Genomic DNA, 14,858 nt, shown 5'->3' with positions numbered 1-14,858 from the left:
AAAATATTTTCTTAATTTTGCACCCTAAAATAAAAAGCAATAAATGCCTACTATTCAACAATTAGTAAGAAAAGGAAGAGTCTCGCTTGCCAAGAAGAGCAAATCGGCTGCCCTTGAATCTTGTCCACAAAGACGAGGTGTATGTACAAGAGTATATACTACCACACCTAAGAAACCTAACTCTGCACTTAGAAAAGTTGCAAGGGTAAGACTTTCAAACGGTAAAGAAGTTAACGCCTATATCCCGGGCGAAGGACATAATTTACAAGAGCACTCGATAGTATTGGTTAGAGGCGGAAGGGTGAAAGACCTACCGGGAGTACGTTATCACATTGTTCGTGGAGCTTTGGATACCGCAGGAGTAGCTGGGAGAACCCAGAGAAGATCTAAGTACGGAGCAAAAAGACCAAAACCAGGTCAAGCTGCGGCAGCACCTGCAAAAGGTAAGAAAAAGTAATCATTAATTAGTAAGAAACGAAACAATGAGAAAGACAAAAGCGAAAAAGAGAGCGTTGTTACCGGATCCTAAATTTGATGATCAACTGGTAACAAGATTTGTAAACAATTTGATGTATGACGGTAAAAAGTCAATCGCATTCAAAATCTTCTATGATGCATTAGAAATCGTAGAAAACAAAAAAGGGGAAACTGAAAAGACCGCTTTGGAAATTTGGAAAGATGCTTTAACCAACGTTATGCCTCACGTAGAAGTACGTTCAAGAAGAATTGGTGGTGCTAACTTCCAGATCCCAATGCCAATTAGAGCTGATAGAAAAATTTCTATGGCGATGAAATGGTTAATTAAATATTCTAAAGCAAGAAATGATAAATCAATGGCTCAGAAATTAGCTACTGAAGTTATTGCTGCTGCTAAAGAAGAAGGTGCTGCGTACAAAAAGAAAACAGACACTCACAGAATGGCTGAAGCGAACAAAGCATTTTCACACTTTAAATTCTAATCTGAAATGGCAAGAGATCTTAAATTAACAAGAAACATTGGTATCGCTGCGCATATTGACGCAGGGAAAACGACCACGACAGAAAGAATATTGTTTTATTCAGGAAAGAATCACAAAATTGGGGAAACTCATGAAGGTGGCGCTACAACTGACTGGATGGAGCAGGAAGCAGAGAGAGGTATTACTATTACTTCTGCGGCTGTAACTGTAGACTGGAAGTTCCCAACCGAACAAGGAAAAGCTCTTCCGGAAGCAAAGGATTACCACTTTAACATTATTGATACCCCAGGACACGTTGATTTTACCGTTGAGGTAAACCGTTCTCTCAGAGTACTTGATGGTTTAGTATTCCTTTTTTCAGCCGTTGATGGTGTAGAGCCTCAGTCTGAAACCAACTGGAGACTTGCGGACAACTATAAAGTTGCACGTATGGGATTCGTAAATAAAATGGACAGACAAGGTGCTGACTTTCTTAATGTTTGTAAGCAGGTAAAGGAAATGCTTGGTTCCAATGCGGTTCCAATTGTATTGCCGATCGGTGACGAAGCTGACTTTAAAGGAGTGGTAGACTTAGTTAAAAACCGTGCAATTGTATGGCACGATGAAAACCATGGTTCTACTTTTGATATTGTAGAGATTCCAGCTGAAATGGCTGATGAAGTAAAAAAGTACAGAGCACAGTTGATTGAAGAGATCGCTGCGTATGACGAAAACCTTCTGGAAAAATTTATGGAAGACGAAAATTCCATTACCGAAGAAGAAGTTCATGCTGCACTTAGAGCTGCAACTTTGGATATGAGCATCATTCCAATGACATGTGGTTCTTCCTTCAAAAATAAAGGAGTTCAGTTCATGCTGGATTCTGTATGTAGATACCTTCCTTCACCAATGGATAAGGAGGCAATTGATGGTATAGATCCAAGAACAGAGGAACCTATTATCAGAAAGCCGTCAGTAACTGAACCTTTTGCAGCATTGGCATTTAAGATCGCAACCGATCCTTTCGTAGGTAGACTTGCATTCTTCAGAGCTTATTCTGGTAGATTAGATGCTGGTTCTTATGTTTTGAACACAAGATCTGGTAACAAAGAGAGAATCTCTCGTATTTTCCAAATGCATGCCAACAAACAAGAGCCAATAGACTATATTGAGGCAGGAGATATTGGTGCAGCAGTAGGATTCAAATCCATCAAAACAGGAGATACTCTTTGCGATGAGAAAAATCCTATCGTTCTTGAATCTATGGACTTCCCAGATCCGGTAATTGGTATCGCGGTAGAACCTAAAACGAAAGCTGACCAGGATAAAATGGGGAACGCTTTAGCTAAATTAGCTGAAGAAGATCCAACTTTCCAGGTTAAAACTGACGAAGCTTCAGGACAAACAATTATTTCCGGAATGGGTGAGCTTCACTTGGATATTATTGTTGACCGTATGAGAAGAGAATTCAAAGTTGAAGTTAACCAAGGTCAACCTCAAGTAGAATATAAAGAAAATCTTACAATGTCGGCTAATCACAGAGAAGTTTACAAAAAACAATCTGGTGGTCGTGGTAAATTTGCAGATATCGTGTTTGAATTGGCTCCGGCTGATGACAACAAACCAGGCCTGGAATTCATCAATGAAATCAAAGGTGGTAACGTTCCAAAAGAATATATCCCATCTGTTGAAAAAGGTTTCAGAGAAGCAATGAAAAATGGTCCTTTAGCTGGTTTCGAAATCGAAGGCATTAAAGTAACTTTGAAAGACGGATCTTTCCACCCGGTGGATTCAGATGCATTATCTTTCGAATTAGCTGCTAAGATGGGCTTCAAAGAAGCTGGTAAAAAAGCTAAACCTGTAATCATGGAACCAATCATGAAAATTGAAGTGGTAACTCCGGAAGAATACATGGGTGATATCGTAGGTGACCTTAACAAAAGAAGAGGTACTGTAAATGGTATGGATGACCGTAACAATGCGAAAGTAATCAGAGGATTCGTTCCGCTTTCTGAAATGTTCGGTTATGTAACAACGCTTAGAACCCTGTCTTCAGGTAGAGCTACATCTTCTATGGAATTCGAAAAATACGAAGCAGCACCGTCTAACGTAGCTGAATCTGTAATCGAAAAAGCAAGAGGTTAATATTTAAATTAGATCAAAATGTCACAAAGAATCAGAATAAAATTAAAATCTTACGATTACAATTTGGTAGACAAATCTGCTGAGAAAATCGTAAAAACGGTAAAAGCTACCGGTGCTGTTGTAAACGGTCCGATTCCTTTGCCAACGAATAAGAGAATCTTCACCGTGTTGAGATCTCCTCACGTAAACAAAAAAGCAAGAGAACAGTTCCAACTATCTGCACACAAAAGATTGATGGACATCTATTCTTCTTCTTCTAAAACTGTAGATGCCCTAATGAAATTAGAGTTACCTTCAGGAGTTGACGTAGAAATTAAAGTGTGATAATTTAAATTATCGTTCTTATATAAATCCCTTTTCGTTCCGATAACTATCGGAAGATTAGGGATTTTTTTATTTACCGTCATTGCGAAAGGGAGGAACGACGACGAAGTAATCTCTCATTATAATTAATAAGTAAATCTCAATCAGAAGCATCCGGATTATTTTCTCTCTTCAAGTGCAGTCCCGCTTTCCGCTATATCTTTTGCGCCACTACGTTCTGCAAAAGGATGTCGCTGCAATCGCGGCTAAAATTTCAGACCGTTCTATTTCTGAAAAGCATGTGGCGACATCTTTTATTAAGCAGTTGATAAATTTTCATAAACCCTTTCAGTCTTCCAAAGGTTGAAAGGGTTTTTAAATTCCAAAAACTGAAACGGTATGAATTCAACCTTACATCGAGCAGAGTTTTTTTGTATTTTCGTATAATGAATGAATTCTCCATCGCTTTTCTTACCACTATTAATATCGGCAGTTTCATCTATTTCGGCCTTGACAAACGCAAAGCCGTAAAACACCAACATCTAATTCCCGAAACATCATTATTGATCATGACGTTCTTCGGCGGAACAATCGGCTCCATTTTAGGGATGCTGATCTTTAAGCATAAGACCAACAAGAAAAGTTTCATCTTCAAAATGTTGACGGTGATCGTGATTCAGATTTTAATAATATATTTGTTTTACAATTACTACCAATGAAGTATCTAATCCTGATTCTGGTTCCTTTTCTGTTAACTGCACAAACCCACCGTTTCATCTATGAATATCAATTCAAAAGTGATTCGCTTGCAAAAGAGTTCACCAAAGAAAATATGATCCTCGATATCAATCCAGACGAAGTGAAATTCTATCCATACTTTTTTGCTGAAAACGATTCCATCAATAAAACGACTAATAATAGAAATTCAAGTTGGGATGATGCGCTTCCGGTTTTAAAAAGAAATCGAAATGCGAACAAGAATACTTCTTACATATTATTAAATGATCTTTTCAGTCTTCAGACCGAAGATTTGATCAATTGGAAATTATCCACTGAAACAAAAAAAGTCGGCAATTATAACCTTCAAAAAGCGACAACAGCTTTTGGAGGGAGAAATTGGATTGCTTGGTTCAATACCGAAATTACGTTAAATGAAGGTCCATACAAGTTCCGTGGTTTACCAGGTTTAATTTTTGAGATTGCCGATGATAAAAATAAATTTAATTTTACTCTCGTAAAAAGTTATCAGTTAAAATCGACTTACGATACTACAGGTTTCCTGGAGTCGTTTGCCGGTCAAAAAGCCATTCCAGTCACGGAGAAAATTTTATTAAAAAAGCAAATGGAATTATTTAACGATCCATTGCAGGATTTCAAAGAAGACTTTAAAAACAATAATGGAGACACCACTTTTTCAGTGATGGGCGTTAAAATAAAGAGTCTCGATCAGTTCAAAGAATTAACTGCAATGACCCAGGAAGAAATGCGCAAGGAAAACAACCCCATCGAACTTGATAAAGCCATTCCTTATCCGAAATAAAAAAAAAGGAATCACATTGATCCCTTTTCATTATTACTATCTTTTCATAAAATGATCATAGTAAGAGCAACTTCCCTGCAAGTCTTTTGAAGTTTGCGTGTGGCTATAATTCTTTTTCAATTCCGCAAAGTATGATCTGTACTTTTGGTTTTTAGTAAGATCTAAATTTTGAACATATGCTGCCTGCTTTTGGTCATAATCAGGATCATCATATTTTAAATCGTAAGATTGTTTTTGTTCCCATTGATAATATTTTCCCTGTTCGGCACTCGCCATTTGGAAAAGAATTCTGGCTTTCTGCTCTTCATCCTGGCTTTGTTTTAATGCTCTTTTATAATATCTTATAGAAAGGTCAAAGTTATCCGGTTCAATGAAACTCGTCCAGGTGAAGTTTTTATAATAGTACTGGAAAACTGGTTGGTCCGTATTGTAAAAATGAAATTTCGGACTGTTGGCATTATCCACATCCATTACAAATAAATGCCGGTAATATCCCAGGATTGAAGTATTATACAAAACATTTCCGATGAGTTGATTTGCGTTCGCTGCTTTTTCACCCGTTCCCATTCCGGTTTTCTCTAATTCAATCAAAGCAGCTGCAAGTTCGGATTTATTCATTTCATCTTTAATGAAATCAAAGTTTCCAAAATTCTCTGAAGTCATTGTTTGTGTGTCAGGACTTTCAAAGCTTTCGAAAACATGATGTCCAAAAATCAATGCACTAATATGATCGAATCCATTATATGAATCACTATATTTGACTTTGTTAATGATCGGTTTTTCTCCTTCCTGCCAGTCATATTGCACTCTTGGAATTCCGCTGAAATTTTGTGCTTTGTCATAATAACTCTTCGCTTTTTCAAAATTGGCCAGGCGCATTTCCCGATCTCCATAAATTACATTAAAGAAAGCATCTATGTTTCCTACTTCATCGATATTGCTGGCGATGATCATTTGCTCCAGTTGCGTCTTATTGGTTTTTTTGTAAAAGTCTTCTACACTTTTAACAAGGTTTGAATTTGGATTATACTGTAGATCAGAAAGTCTGTTACTCATTAGAAACGATTTCCCTTCTTCGCCTTGAATAAAATATCGGTTAGCCAAAATATCCCGGATGAAATCCTGCGTTGCATTCCGGTCTTCTCCATAGTAGCTGGGCAACTCCTCTTTGGAGGTCATGCTACTAAATAGCTCTGGATAGGTTTTCATTAAATGGTCTTCGTACTCAGCCGTAATTTTTGGTTGCGATACAATATCATTTAGCATCTTCATGCGGCTGATCTCTGTAATGTATTCGTTGTTAGTGGTTTTGATCTTATTTAAAGTTTGTGCACTTTTTTCGTAATCTGCTTTAAGGAAGGAGAGATATGCATCTGCGATCTGCCAGAATTCGTCATCTGATTTTTCTTTAATTTTTGAAGTAATTTTTTCAAATTCGTTTAAATAATTCTCTGAGGTTTCGTCCGTCCAAAGATTCGTCGTTTTATTGTAGAACGGAATCCGGTTTGGGTTTTTGAGCAGTTCTTTTTCATTTTGATCATTTCCTTTGGTTGGTGAAATCACCTTATCAGAACTGAAAAGGCCACTGAAGAAATTTTTAATTTTTTGCCAAAAACTCACTTCTGTGGAAGGTGATGGCCTTTCTACAGACATGGTTTTATTCGTCGGTGGTTCACTCGTTGTTTTTTGGGTGTCGGCACTGAAATACACGGGAAGGTAACTTCTTTCCAGCTCATTAATACTTCTCGCAGCCAGTACTTTTAGAATCTCAGAGTTGGGATCAATGTCGTACATTTTTTGCATCATAGGAATTGGATCATTAAAATCTTCATAACCTAAAAGAAAATACGCCATATTTTTTTCCTGTGGTGACTGCGCTATTTTCAAAAGATTTTCAAAAGAAGCAGAATCAGACAGACGCATAGAAACAAATGCACTTTCTTTGCGGCTCTTACTGTTCATAAAAACCTGAAAGAAATTATAGTTTGCATCACTGTACATTTTCAAACCCCGTTGTGCACCCGCCAACTGATCCAACGCCATAAAGTAAGGAGCAGATTTTAACTGTAATGGTTCAATGTATTTTATAAAAGCTTTCGTCGCCTCCTCATAATTTCTGGTGTAATGGTTAAACCGTACGAGTTGAAAGCCATATCGTAACTTGATCTCAGGATTTTTTACTGCATTGTAAAGTGAAGTTAAAGCCGAGATCGTTTTGTCATAATCTAGCCCGGTTGCGTTTTTTGATTCTTCTTCGGAACTTCTATACCAAGAATCCGGACTTTCCACATAATTGATGCGCATGAAAGGTTCCAGATATTTTGCCTCAATTAAATAATCAATTCCTTCTTCATATTTTTGATACCCTCCTAATTTTTGAAGAATCGAATTTCCGGCACTGCCGTTTTTAAAATCATTCAAATCCTTCATCGGCATTTTTTCCACCAGCATTTTAGTTTCCACATAACTCAGTGAATTTCCGAAATACTTCTGCCAGTTTTCAATATTTTCATCGGGAATCTCAAAATGCTCGTGACCATAGAACCGGTTAGATAAGGTGTGCAGAAAAGGAACATAGGATTTGTCTTTAATGATACTTTGGGTAAACAGATTGAAATATTCGTAATCCGGATCATACCAGGCACAGGCATTGGATTTCGAATACATCATAAAAAACAGGGCAACGGAAAGGATAACTTTTTTCATAACTAAAATTCGTGGTGTTCTGTAAATTTACGATCCAGATGGTAATATACAATAGCATAGTCTGGTATTTTTTTATTCAGATAGCGCTTAACCTCGGTTAACTGCTGATCGGAAATTTCTTCTGCTTTGATGGTAAAGCCTTTATTGAGATAGTTTCCGAAGTAGAAACCGTCTTTCATAATTTCAGCTTCCGTTTCAGATATTTTTTTAAAGTTAGGGTTTTCTAAATCTTTAATTGAAAGCGCATTGATTAACTTATGTTTGCCAACATGATTGGTTACAATTCCCCAGGAGTAAATCGGCAAAGCAATATCTATCGCTAAAGGATAAAGATCGATGTTTTTTAGATAGTTTTTTAAAGTTGGAATATCGAGAATAGAATTTCGATCTGAGTTTTCTAAAGGTGAAGAAGTGGAGTAGCACATCAGATACACTTTTTCCACGGGCGGAATTCCCGACAGCTTGCTGTTCTTAACTTGATGAAGCCGAAGGGTGCAGGTGATCTCTTTTCCCGAAAGTTCTTTTAGCTTTTTAAGAAAGACAAAGTATTCTTTGTTCGTTCCTGCAGTCCAGTCGCAGTCGATCTGAATTTCCTTTGATATTTTAAATCCAAATTCACTTTGTTTTTTTTTGACTAAAGTATATACGTTTTCTACCAGAAAATTAACTTCATCTATAGTGATATCGTAAAATACATCGTTCTTTATAAATACGACCGGAACAATCTCTTTGTCAGTTTGAAAAGAATTGTCTTTCGTAATTACGGCAACAGGTTGAAATTTTCCGTCTTTTTTTTCTATATCAAAAAATCGAGTGTATATATATGGAATGGTTGCTTTTTTCAGAGCCGCTTTTTCTGTCTTATTTAGAGAAAGGTGAGTTCGCCAATAATATAAAGTATAATCATGTTCTTTTGAATTCTCGCAAGAAATCATCAATGTAAAAAGAAGAACGAAACTGAATGTTTTCATGTGATAAAATTATAAAAAATTGTAATATGTTAAAAATCAAAATATTTTACACTGTTATATTGTCAATTAAAATATTCTTCATACATTTGCACACTCAATTTAAGGAAGAAGTGCGCCTATTTCAAAAATAGAAATCACCCATCCCTTGATTGGCAAGCGAGAACTTAATTAGATATATATAAACAATGTCAGGTATTATTGGTAAAAAGATCGGGATGACTTCTTTGTTTGACGAAAATGGCAAAAACATGCCGTGTACCGTTATTCAAGCAGGTCCTTGCTCGGTTTTACAGGTCAGAACCGTTGAAAAGGATGGGTACAAAGCTGCTCAACTTGGTTTCGATGACAAGAGTGAAAAGAACGTTGGTAAAGCGTTAGCCGGCCACTTTAAAAAGGCGGGTTCAACTCCAAAAGCTAAACTTGTAGAATTCTATCATGAATTCGTTGAGAAGTTAAGCGTTGGAGATGAAGTGAAAGTAAACTTATTTGCTGAAGGTGAGTATGTTGATGTAACTGGAACTTCAAAAGGTAAAGGTTTCCAAGGGGTTGTGAAAAGACACAACTTTGCGGGGGTAATGCAGGCAACTCATGGGCAGCACAACAGATTAAGAGCTCCAGGTTCTATCGGTGCAGGTTCAGATCCTTCCAGAGTATTCAAAGGAATGCGTATGGCAGGAAGAATGGGTGGTAAACAAGTTACCGTACAAAACCTACAAGTGTTAAAAGTAGATGACGAACAAAATCTTTTAGTAGTAAAAGGTGCTGTTCCGGGAGCAAAAAATTCTTATGTAATTATCAGAAAATGGAACTAGTAGTATTTAATACATCAGGAAAAGAAACCGGAAGAAAAGTAACTCTAGATGAAGCGATCTTCGGAATAGAGCCAAATCAGCATGCGGTTTACTTAGAAGTGAAACAATATCTTGCCGCTCAGCGCCAAGGGACTCACTCATCAAAAGGAAGAAGCGAAATTGCAGGATCAACTAAAAAGTTGAAAAAGCAAAAAGGTTCAGGTTCTGCAAGATATGGAGATATCAAAAATCCAGTCTTCAGAGGAGGAGGTAGAATGTTTGGTCCAAAACCAAGAGACTACAGATTCAAATTGAACAAAGCTTTGAAAAGATTAGCTAAAAAATCAGTTCTTTCACAAAAAATGAGAGATAATTCAATTAAAGTTTTAGAGTCATTCAATTTTGATGCTCCAAAAACTAAAGAATTTATCACTTTGAACAATGCGTTAGGATTTGAAGGAAAGAAATCTCTTTATATTTTACCAGAAGCGAACAAAAACGTTTACTTGTCTTCAAGAAACTTGGCTAAAACCAAAGTTTTGACCTATAACGAAATTAGTTCTTACGACTTGGTACACGCTGGAGAGATTATATTCTTAGAAGGTGCATTAGAAAAATTTCAAGAAAATTTAAGAAAATAAATCATGTCAGTTATAATTAAACCAATTATCTCAGAAAAAGCCAACTATCTAACTGATTTAAGAGGAGCTTATTCATTTTTAGTTAATCCTAAAGCGAATAAAATCCAAGTTAGAAAAGCAATAGAAGAGCTTTATGGTGTTAAAGTAGCGGAGGTTAGAACCATGATTTATGGACCTAAAGTTTCGTCGAAACACACTAAAAAAGGATTACAGGTTGGGAAAACCAACAAATTGAAAAAAGCAGTCGTTACCCTTTCAGAAGGGGAAGTGATTGATATTTTTGCAAATTAATTAATAAATAATAGTAATGTCTGTTAGAAAATTAAAACCTATCACCCCGGGACAGAGATTCAGAGTTGTAAATAACTTTGATGAAATTACTACCAACAAACCAGAGAAATCTCTAACCGTTGGTATTAGTAAGTCAGGTGGTCGTAACAATACTGGTAAAATGACCATGCGTTACACCGGAGGTGGACACAAACAAAAATACAGAATTATCGACTTCAAAAGAAACAAGTTTGATGTTGAAGCTACGGTAAAAACTGTTGAGTATGATCCAAACAGAACCGCTTTCATCGCTTTATTAGAATATGCAGATGGAGAGAAGAGATATATCATCGCTCCAGCCGGTATCAAAGTAGACCAGAAAGTAATCTCCTCAGAAGCAGCAGAACCAAATGTTGGTAATGCAATGAAGTTGAAAAACATTCCTTTAGGAACTGTTATTTCTTGTATCGAATTGAAGCCTGGTCAAGGTGCAATTATGGCAAGAAGTGCAGGTTCATCGGCACAGTTAACTTCTAGAGATAAGAAATATGTAATCATTAAATTACCCTCAGGAGAATCTAGAATGGTTCTTGGTGAATGTATGGCAATGATCGGATCAATATCTAACCACGATCACATGCTTACCGTTTCAGGTAAAGCAGGTAGAAGCAGATGGTTGGGTAGAAGACCTAGAACAAGACCAGTTGTAATGAACCCGGTTGATCACCCAATGGGAGGTGGTGAAGGTAAATCTTCTGGAGGTCACCCAAGATCAAGAAATGGTATGCCTGCAAAAGGTTTCAAAACTAGAAAGAAAAACAAAGCGTCTAACCGTCATATCATATCTAAACGAAAATAATTATGTCAAGATCACTTAAAAAAGGACCTTTCATTCATCACACTTTAGATAAGAAGGTTCAGACAAATATAGAGTCTGGTAAGAAGACAGTAATCAAAACTTGGTCTAGAGCATCAATGATCTCTCCAGACTTCGTAGGACAAACCATCGCAGTACACAACGGGAAATCTTTTATCCCGGTTTATGTAACTGAAAATATGGTAGGTCATAAGTTAGGCGAATTTTCTCCGACAAGATCTTTTAGAGGTCACGGCGGTAACAAAAATAAAGGAGGTAGATAATCATGGGATCAAGAAAAAGAGAAAGTGCACTAGCACGTAAAATAGCAAATCAAGATGTAGCCAAAGCGTTACATAATGACTGCCCTTCTTCTCCAAGAAAAATGAGATTAGTAGCTGATATCATTAGAGGAGTACAAGTAGATAAGGCGTTATCAATCCTTAAATATTCCAAAAAAGAGGCTTCAAACAAATTAGAGAAAGTACTTCTTTCTGCAATGGCTAACTGGCAGTTGAAGAATGAGGGTGCAGATATCGAAGAAGCTAACTTAATCGTAAAAGAAATTATGGTTGACAGTGCAAGACAATTGAAGAGACTAAGACCAGCACCACAAGGTAGAGGTCATAGAATCAGAAAAAGATCAAACCACATCACTTTAATTTTAGGAACTAAAGATAATAAATAATCAAGGTATGGGACAGAAGACAAATCCAATTGGTAACAGATTAGGTATCATCAGAGGATGGGATTCAAACTGGTATGGTGGTAAAGATTATGGAGACAGAATTGCAGAAGACTACAAGATCAGAAGATACCTTGAGGCTAGATTATCCAAAGGTGGAATTTCAAAAATCTACATCGAGAGAACATTGAAATTAGTCACTATAACAATTACTACTGCTAGACCGGGATTAATCATCGGTAAAGGAGGTCAGGAAGTTGATAAATTAAAAGAAGAATTAAAAAAATTGACGGATAAAGATATCCAGATCAATATCTTCGAAATCAAAAGACCTGAGCTTGACGCAGTTTTAGTTGCAGACAGTATTGCAAAACAAATTGAAAATAGAATTTCTTATAGAAGAGCTGTGAAAATGGCAATTCAAAGCACCATGAGAATGGGAGCTGAAGGAATCAAAGTTCAAATCTCTGGTAGATTGAACGGAGCTGAGATGGCAAGAAGCGAATCTTTTAAAGAAGGTAGAATCCCATTGTCAACTTTTAGAGCAGATATCGATTACCATATCGGTGAAGCACTTACTCAGTACGGAAAATTAGGAGTGAAAGTTTGGATTATGAAAGGAGAAGTTTACGGTAAAGTAGACCTTAGCCCACTAGTAGGACAACAGAAAAAAGGAGGTCCTGCAGGTAGAGGAGATCGTAATGATCGTAATGACAGAAGAGAGAGAGACGACCGTAGACCAAGAGATAGAAAATAATTAATGAAATTTTGGAGGATATTTTTTAAATGACCGTTACTTTTTTAAAATCTAAAATCTAAAATCTAAAATTCCTAGAAATTATGTTACAACCAAGAAGAACCAAATTCCGTAAAGTTCACAAGATGAAAATGAAGGGGATTGCCCAAAGAGGTAGTCAACTTGCTTACGGAACTTTCGGGATCAAAGCCAACGAAGGTGCTTGGATCACTGCAAGACAAATAGAAGCTGCGCGTATTGCTGCAACTAGATATATGAAAAGAGAAGGTCAGTTATGGATCAAAATCTTTCCAGATAAGCCTATTACTAAAAAACCAGCCGAAGTAAGGATGGGGAAAGGTAAAGGTGCTGTGGAATATTGGGTATCTGTTGTGAAACCTGGTAAAATAATGTTCGAAGTAGGAGGTGTTCCTTATGAAGTAGCAAAAGAAGCATTGCGTCTTGCTGCTCAGAAGCTTCCTGTAACTACAAGATTTGTAGTGGCGAACGATTTTGTTCAACCTCAATAATCTGAATTATTATGAAAAAAGCTGACATCAAAAATCTAAGCGCAGGAGATCTTCAAAACAAATTGGCAGAAGCTAGAGCAGATTTCAATAAAATGAAATTGTCTCATAGTGTAAGCCCTATTGAAAATCCTATTCAAATCAGAGACATGAGAAAAACAATCGCACGTCTGGAGACTGAATTAACACTAAAACAACAATAGAATTTCCTTTTATCATGGATAGAAATTTAAGAAAAGAAAGAATCGGAATTGTTTCTAGCAATAAAATGGAAAAAACCATTGTTGTAAGTGAAACTACGAGAGTAAAGCACCCAATGTACGGTAAGTTCGTTTTAAAAACGAAAAAATATACCGCTCATGACGAGAACAATGAGTGTACTGAAGGAGATACAGTATTAATTACTGAAACAAGACCTTTAAGTAAAAGTAAGAGATGGAGATTAGTAAGAATCATTGAAAAAGCTAAGTAATGTTACAAACCGAATCAAGATTAAAAGTTGCTGATAACACAGGTGCCAAAGAAGTACTTGTAATCAGAGTTCTAGGAGGAACTAGAAGAAGATATGCTTCAGTTGGTGATAAAGTCGTAGTTACTATCAAAGATTCTACACCACAAGGTACCGCAAAGAAAGGAACTGTTTCTAAAGCAGTAGTAATTAGAACTAAAAAAGCAGTAAGAAGAAAAGATGGTTCATACATCAAATTCGACGATAATGCTTGTGTACTTCTTAACGCTACTGGTGAAATGAGAGGTACCAGAGTCTTCGGACCGGTTGCTCGTGAACTAAGAGACAAAGAATACATGAAAGTTATTTCATTAGCTCCTGAAGTACTTTAATTTTAAAATTTACAGAAAATGACAAAGTTAAAAATCAAAAGAGGAGATAACGTAATCATCACCACAGGAAAGAAAGAAATCAAAGGAAAGAAAGGTGAAGTTATTGAAGTAATCAGAAAAGAAGGCAAAGACGCTAGAGTTATTGTAGCTGGGTTAAATATTGTTAAAAAACATACTAAACCTTCTGCAGGAAATCCTCAAGGCGGAATTGTAGAAAAAGAAGCATCAATCCATATTTCTAATGTTATGCTTATCGACAAAGACGGTAAAGCAACAAAAACTGGAAGTAAGGTAGACGGTGATAAAAAAGTAAGAGTTGCTAAAACAACCGGTGAAACTTTATAATTATAAAAGACGATGGAATATATAGCAAGACCAAAACAATTATATAAAGAGAAAATTATTCCTACAATGATGGAAGAATTTGGGTACAAATCTGTTATGCAGGTTCCTAAATTACTTAAAATCGTTGTGTCACAAGGTTTGGGTGCTGCAACTGCAGACAAGAAAATTGTTGACTACGGAATAGAAGAACTTACAGCAATCACCGGTCAAAAAGCAGTTGGTACTCTTTCTAAGAAAGATGAAGCTGCTTTCAAATTAAGAAAAGGAATGCCAGTAGGAGCTAGAGTTACTTTAAGATCAAATCAAATGTATGAGTTCTTAGACAGACTTACTGCTTCAGCTTTGCCACGTATCAGAGATTTTTCTGGTATTAAAGCAGACGGTTTCGACGGAAGAGGAAATTATAACTTAGGAATTACTGAGCAAATTATTTTCCCAGAAATCGCAATCGACAAAGTAAAGAAAATCCAAGGGATGGACATTACTTTTGTAACTTCTGCGAACACAGACAAAGAAGCAAAAGCTTTATTAACTCACTTCGGTTTACCTTTCAAAAAGAACTAA

General features: G+C 36.5%; 21 protein-coding genes. 19 read left to right on the top strand and 2 right to left on the bottom strand.

Annotated features, from left to right (window positions below; genetic code table 11):
* Window positions 1-43 precede the first annotated feature (43 nt).
* The 6 genes from rpsL (at window position 44) to FNJ88_RS04490 (ending at window position 4,926) form a co-directional block, all read left to right on the top strand.
* Window positions 44-457: a 30S ribosomal protein S12 gene (rpsL, locus tag FNJ88_RS04515; protein ID WP_034718671.1), complete on the top strand. Its 414-nt coding sequence runs from the start codon at window positions 44-46 to the stop codon at window positions 455-457.
* A gap of 25 nt (window positions 458-482) precedes the next feature.
* On the top strand, window positions 483-959 hold the full coding sequence (gene rpsG, locus FNJ88_RS04510) for a 30S ribosomal protein S7 (protein WP_143851984.1): 477 nt from the start codon (window positions 483-485) through the stop codon (window positions 957-959).
* A gap of 6 nt (window positions 960-965) precedes the next feature.
* Window positions 966-3,083: an elongation factor G gene (fusA, locus tag FNJ88_RS04505; protein ID WP_143851983.1), complete on the top strand. Its 2,118-nt coding sequence runs from the start codon at window positions 966-968 to the stop codon at window positions 3,081-3,083.
* Window positions 3,084-3,101: 18 nt separating this feature from the next.
* The gene (gene rpsJ, locus FNJ88_RS04500; RefSeq protein WP_002661363.1) at window positions 3,102-3,407 is read left to right on the top strand and encodes a 30S ribosomal protein S10; all 306 of its coding nucleotides are present in this window, start codon (window positions 3,102-3,104) and stop codon (window positions 3,405-3,407) included.
* Between the two features lie 425 nt (window positions 3,408-3,832).
* Window positions 3,833-4,105 (top strand): DUF1294 domain-containing protein, encoded by a 273-nt coding sequence (locus tag FNJ88_RS04495; protein ID WP_143851981.1) that lies wholly within the window; start codon window positions 3,833-3,835, stop codon window positions 4,103-4,105.
* Window positions 4,102-4,926, top strand: a complete 825-nt coding sequence (locus FNJ88_RS04490) for a GLPGLI family protein (protein ID WP_143851979.1) — start codon at window positions 4,102-4,104, stop codon at window positions 4,924-4,926. The genes FNJ88_RS04495 and FNJ88_RS04490 overlap by 4 nt, the downstream gene beginning before the upstream one ends.
* Before the next feature lie 36 nt (window positions 4,927-4,962).
* Here the strand turns inward: FNJ88_RS04490 and FNJ88_RS04485 are convergent, their stop codons facing one another.
* Window positions 4,963-7,632: a hypothetical protein gene (locus tag FNJ88_RS04485; RefSeq protein WP_143851978.1), complete on the bottom strand. Its 2,670-nt coding sequence runs from the start codon at window positions 7,630-7,632 to the stop codon at window positions 4,963-4,965.
* Between the two features lie 2 nt (window positions 7,633-7,634).
* Window positions 7,635-8,603, bottom strand: a complete 969-nt coding sequence (locus FNJ88_RS04480) for a hypothetical protein (RefSeq protein ID WP_143851976.1) — start codon at window positions 8,601-8,603, stop codon at window positions 7,635-7,637.
* A 185-nt stretch (window positions 8,604-8,788) separates the two neighbouring features.
* Between FNJ88_RS04480 and rplC the strand changes: the two genes are divergently transcribed.
* The 13 genes from rplC to rplE all read left to right on the top strand — a co-directional run bounded on the left by rplC (window position 8,789) and on the right by rplE (window position 14,858).
* Window positions 8,789-9,415: a 50S ribosomal protein L3 gene (gene rplC / locus FNJ88_RS04475; RefSeq protein WP_143851974.1), complete on the top strand. Its 627-nt coding sequence runs from the start codon at window positions 8,789-8,791 to the stop codon at window positions 9,413-9,415.
* Window positions 9,406-10,035, top strand: coding sequence for a 50S ribosomal protein L4 (gene rplD, locus FNJ88_RS04470; RefSeq protein WP_143851972.1), 630 nt, complete (start codon window positions 9,406-9,408; stop codon window positions 10,033-10,035). Before rplC ends, rplD begins: the two co-directional genes overlap by 10 nt.
* A 3-nt stretch (window positions 10,036-10,038) precedes the next feature.
* Window positions 10,039-10,326 (top strand): 50S ribosomal protein L23, encoded by a 288-nt coding sequence (gene rplW, locus FNJ88_RS04465; protein ID WP_143851970.1) that lies wholly within the window; start codon window positions 10,039-10,041, stop codon window positions 10,324-10,326.
* Between the two features lie 16 nt (window positions 10,327-10,342).
* The gene (gene rplB / locus FNJ88_RS04460; protein WP_143851968.1) at window positions 10,343-11,164 is read left to right on the top strand and encodes a 50S ribosomal protein L2; all 822 of its coding nucleotides are present in this window, start codon (window positions 10,343-10,345) and stop codon (window positions 11,162-11,164) included.
* Between the two features lie 2 nt (window positions 11,165-11,166).
* Window positions 11,167-11,445 (top strand): 30S ribosomal protein S19, encoded by a 279-nt coding sequence (gene rpsS, locus FNJ88_RS04455; protein WP_039341565.1) that lies wholly within the window; start codon window positions 11,167-11,169, stop codon window positions 11,443-11,445.
* A 2-nt stretch (window positions 11,446-11,447) separates the two neighbouring features.
* Complete coding sequence (gene rplV, locus FNJ88_RS04450) at window positions 11,448-11,849, top strand: 50S ribosomal protein L22 (RefSeq protein ID WP_143851967.1); 402 nt, start codon at window positions 11,448-11,450, stop codon at window positions 11,847-11,849.
* A gap of 7 nt (window positions 11,850-11,856) precedes the next feature.
* The gene (gene rpsC / locus FNJ88_RS04445) at window positions 11,857-12,603 is read left to right on the top strand and encodes a 30S ribosomal protein S3 (RefSeq protein ID WP_143851965.1); all 747 of its coding nucleotides are present in this window, start codon (window positions 11,857-11,859) and stop codon (window positions 12,601-12,603) included.
* An 83-nt stretch (window positions 12,604-12,686) separates the two neighbouring features.
* Window positions 12,687-13,112 carry a 50S ribosomal protein L16 gene (rplP, locus tag FNJ88_RS04440; RefSeq protein ID WP_133439497.1) on the top strand — a complete coding sequence of 142 codons (426 nt, stop codon included), beginning with the start codon at window positions 12,687-12,689 and terminating at the stop codon, window positions 13,110-13,112.
* Between the two features lie 11 nt (window positions 13,113-13,123).
* Window positions 13,124-13,312, top strand: coding sequence for a 50S ribosomal protein L29 (gene rpmC, locus FNJ88_RS04435; RefSeq protein ID WP_143851963.1), 189 nt, complete (start codon window positions 13,124-13,126; stop codon window positions 13,310-13,312).
* 11 nt (window positions 13,313-13,323) lie between these two features.
* Entirely contained in the window at window positions 13,324-13,581 is a 258-nt protein-coding gene (gene rpsQ, locus FNJ88_RS04430; protein WP_088263399.1) for a 30S ribosomal protein S17, read from the top strand.
* A complete protein-coding gene (gene rplN / locus FNJ88_RS04425; RefSeq protein ID WP_143851961.1) occupies window positions 13,581-13,949 on the top strand; it encodes a 50S ribosomal protein L14 in 369 nt (122 codons plus the stop codon). The genes rpsQ and rplN overlap by 1 nt, the downstream gene beginning before the upstream one ends.
* An 18-nt stretch (window positions 13,950-13,967) precedes the next feature.
* Window positions 13,968-14,294 (top strand): 50S ribosomal protein L24, encoded by a 327-nt coding sequence (gene rplX, locus FNJ88_RS04420; RefSeq protein WP_143851960.1) that lies wholly within the window; start codon window positions 13,968-13,970, stop codon window positions 14,292-14,294.
* A gap of 12 nt (window positions 14,295-14,306) precedes the next feature.
* Window positions 14,307-14,858, top strand: coding sequence for a 50S ribosomal protein L5 (gene rplE / locus FNJ88_RS04415; RefSeq protein WP_143851958.1), 552 nt, complete (start codon window positions 14,307-14,309; stop codon window positions 14,856-14,858).

The sequence above is a fragment of the Chryseobacterium sp. SNU WT5 genome (genome assembly GCF_007362475.1).
Lineage (GTDB): Bacteria > Bacteroidota > Bacteroidia > Flavobacteriales > Weeksellaceae > Kaistella.
This window is presented reverse-complemented; position numbering and strand designations above follow the sequence as displayed.

Coding starts and splice junctions, on each gene's coding strand:
- rpsL (WP_034718671.1), top strand. CDS start 44: ATGCCTACTATTCAACAATTAGTAAGAAAAGGAAGAGTCTCGCTTGCC.
- rpsG (WP_143851984.1), top strand. CDS start 483: ATGAGAAAGACAAAAGCGAAAAAGAGAGCGTTGTTACCGGATCCTAAA.
- fusA (WP_143851983.1), top strand. CDS start 966: ATGGCAAGAGATCTTAAATTAACAAGAAACATTGGTATCGCTGCGCAT.
- rpsJ (WP_002661363.1), top strand. CDS start 3,102: ATGTCACAAAGAATCAGAATAAAATTAAAATCTTACGATTACAATTTG.
- FNJ88_RS04495 (WP_143851981.1), top strand. CDS start 3,833: ATGAATGAATTCTCCATCGCTTTTCTTACCACTATTAATATCGGCAGT.
- FNJ88_RS04490 (WP_143851979.1), top strand. CDS start 4,102: ATGAAGTATCTAATCCTGATTCTGGTTCCTTTTCTGTTAACTGCACAA.
- FNJ88_RS04485 (WP_143851978.1), bottom strand. CDS start 7,632: ATGAAAAAAGTTATCCTTTCCGTTGCCCTGTTTTTTATGATGTATTCG.
- FNJ88_RS04480 (WP_143851976.1), bottom strand. CDS start 8,603: ATGAAAACATTCAGTTTCGTTCTTCTTTTTACATTGATGATTTCTTGC.
- rplC (WP_143851974.1), top strand. CDS start 8,789: ATGTCAGGTATTATTGGTAAAAAGATCGGGATGACTTCTTTGTTTGAC.
- rplD (WP_143851972.1), top strand. CDS start 9,406: ATGGAACTAGTAGTATTTAATACATCAGGAAAAGAAACCGGAAGAAAA.
- rplW (WP_143851970.1), top strand. CDS start 10,039: ATGTCAGTTATAATTAAACCAATTATCTCAGAAAAAGCCAACTATCTA.
- rplB (WP_143851968.1), top strand. CDS start 10,343: ATGTCTGTTAGAAAATTAAAACCTATCACCCCGGGACAGAGATTCAGA.
- rpsS (WP_039341565.1), top strand. CDS start 11,167: ATGTCAAGATCACTTAAAAAAGGACCTTTCATTCATCACACTTTAGAT.
- rplV (WP_143851967.1), top strand. CDS start 11,448: ATGGGATCAAGAAAAAGAGAAAGTGCACTAGCACGTAAAATAGCAAAT.
- rpsC (WP_143851965.1), top strand. CDS start 11,857: ATGGGACAGAAGACAAATCCAATTGGTAACAGATTAGGTATCATCAGA.
- rplP (WP_133439497.1), top strand. CDS start 12,687: ATGTTACAACCAAGAAGAACCAAATTCCGTAAAGTTCACAAGATGAAA.
- rpmC (WP_143851963.1), top strand. CDS start 13,124: ATGAAAAAAGCTGACATCAAAAATCTAAGCGCAGGAGATCTTCAAAAC.
- rplN (WP_143851961.1), top strand. CDS start 13,581: ATGTTACAAACCGAATCAAGATTAAAAGTTGCTGATAACACAGGTGCC.
- rplX (WP_143851960.1), top strand. CDS start 13,968: ATGACAAAGTTAAAAATCAAAAGAGGAGATAACGTAATCATCACCACA.
- rplE (WP_143851958.1), top strand. CDS start 14,307: ATGGAATATATAGCAAGACCAAAACAATTATATAAAGAGAAAATTATT.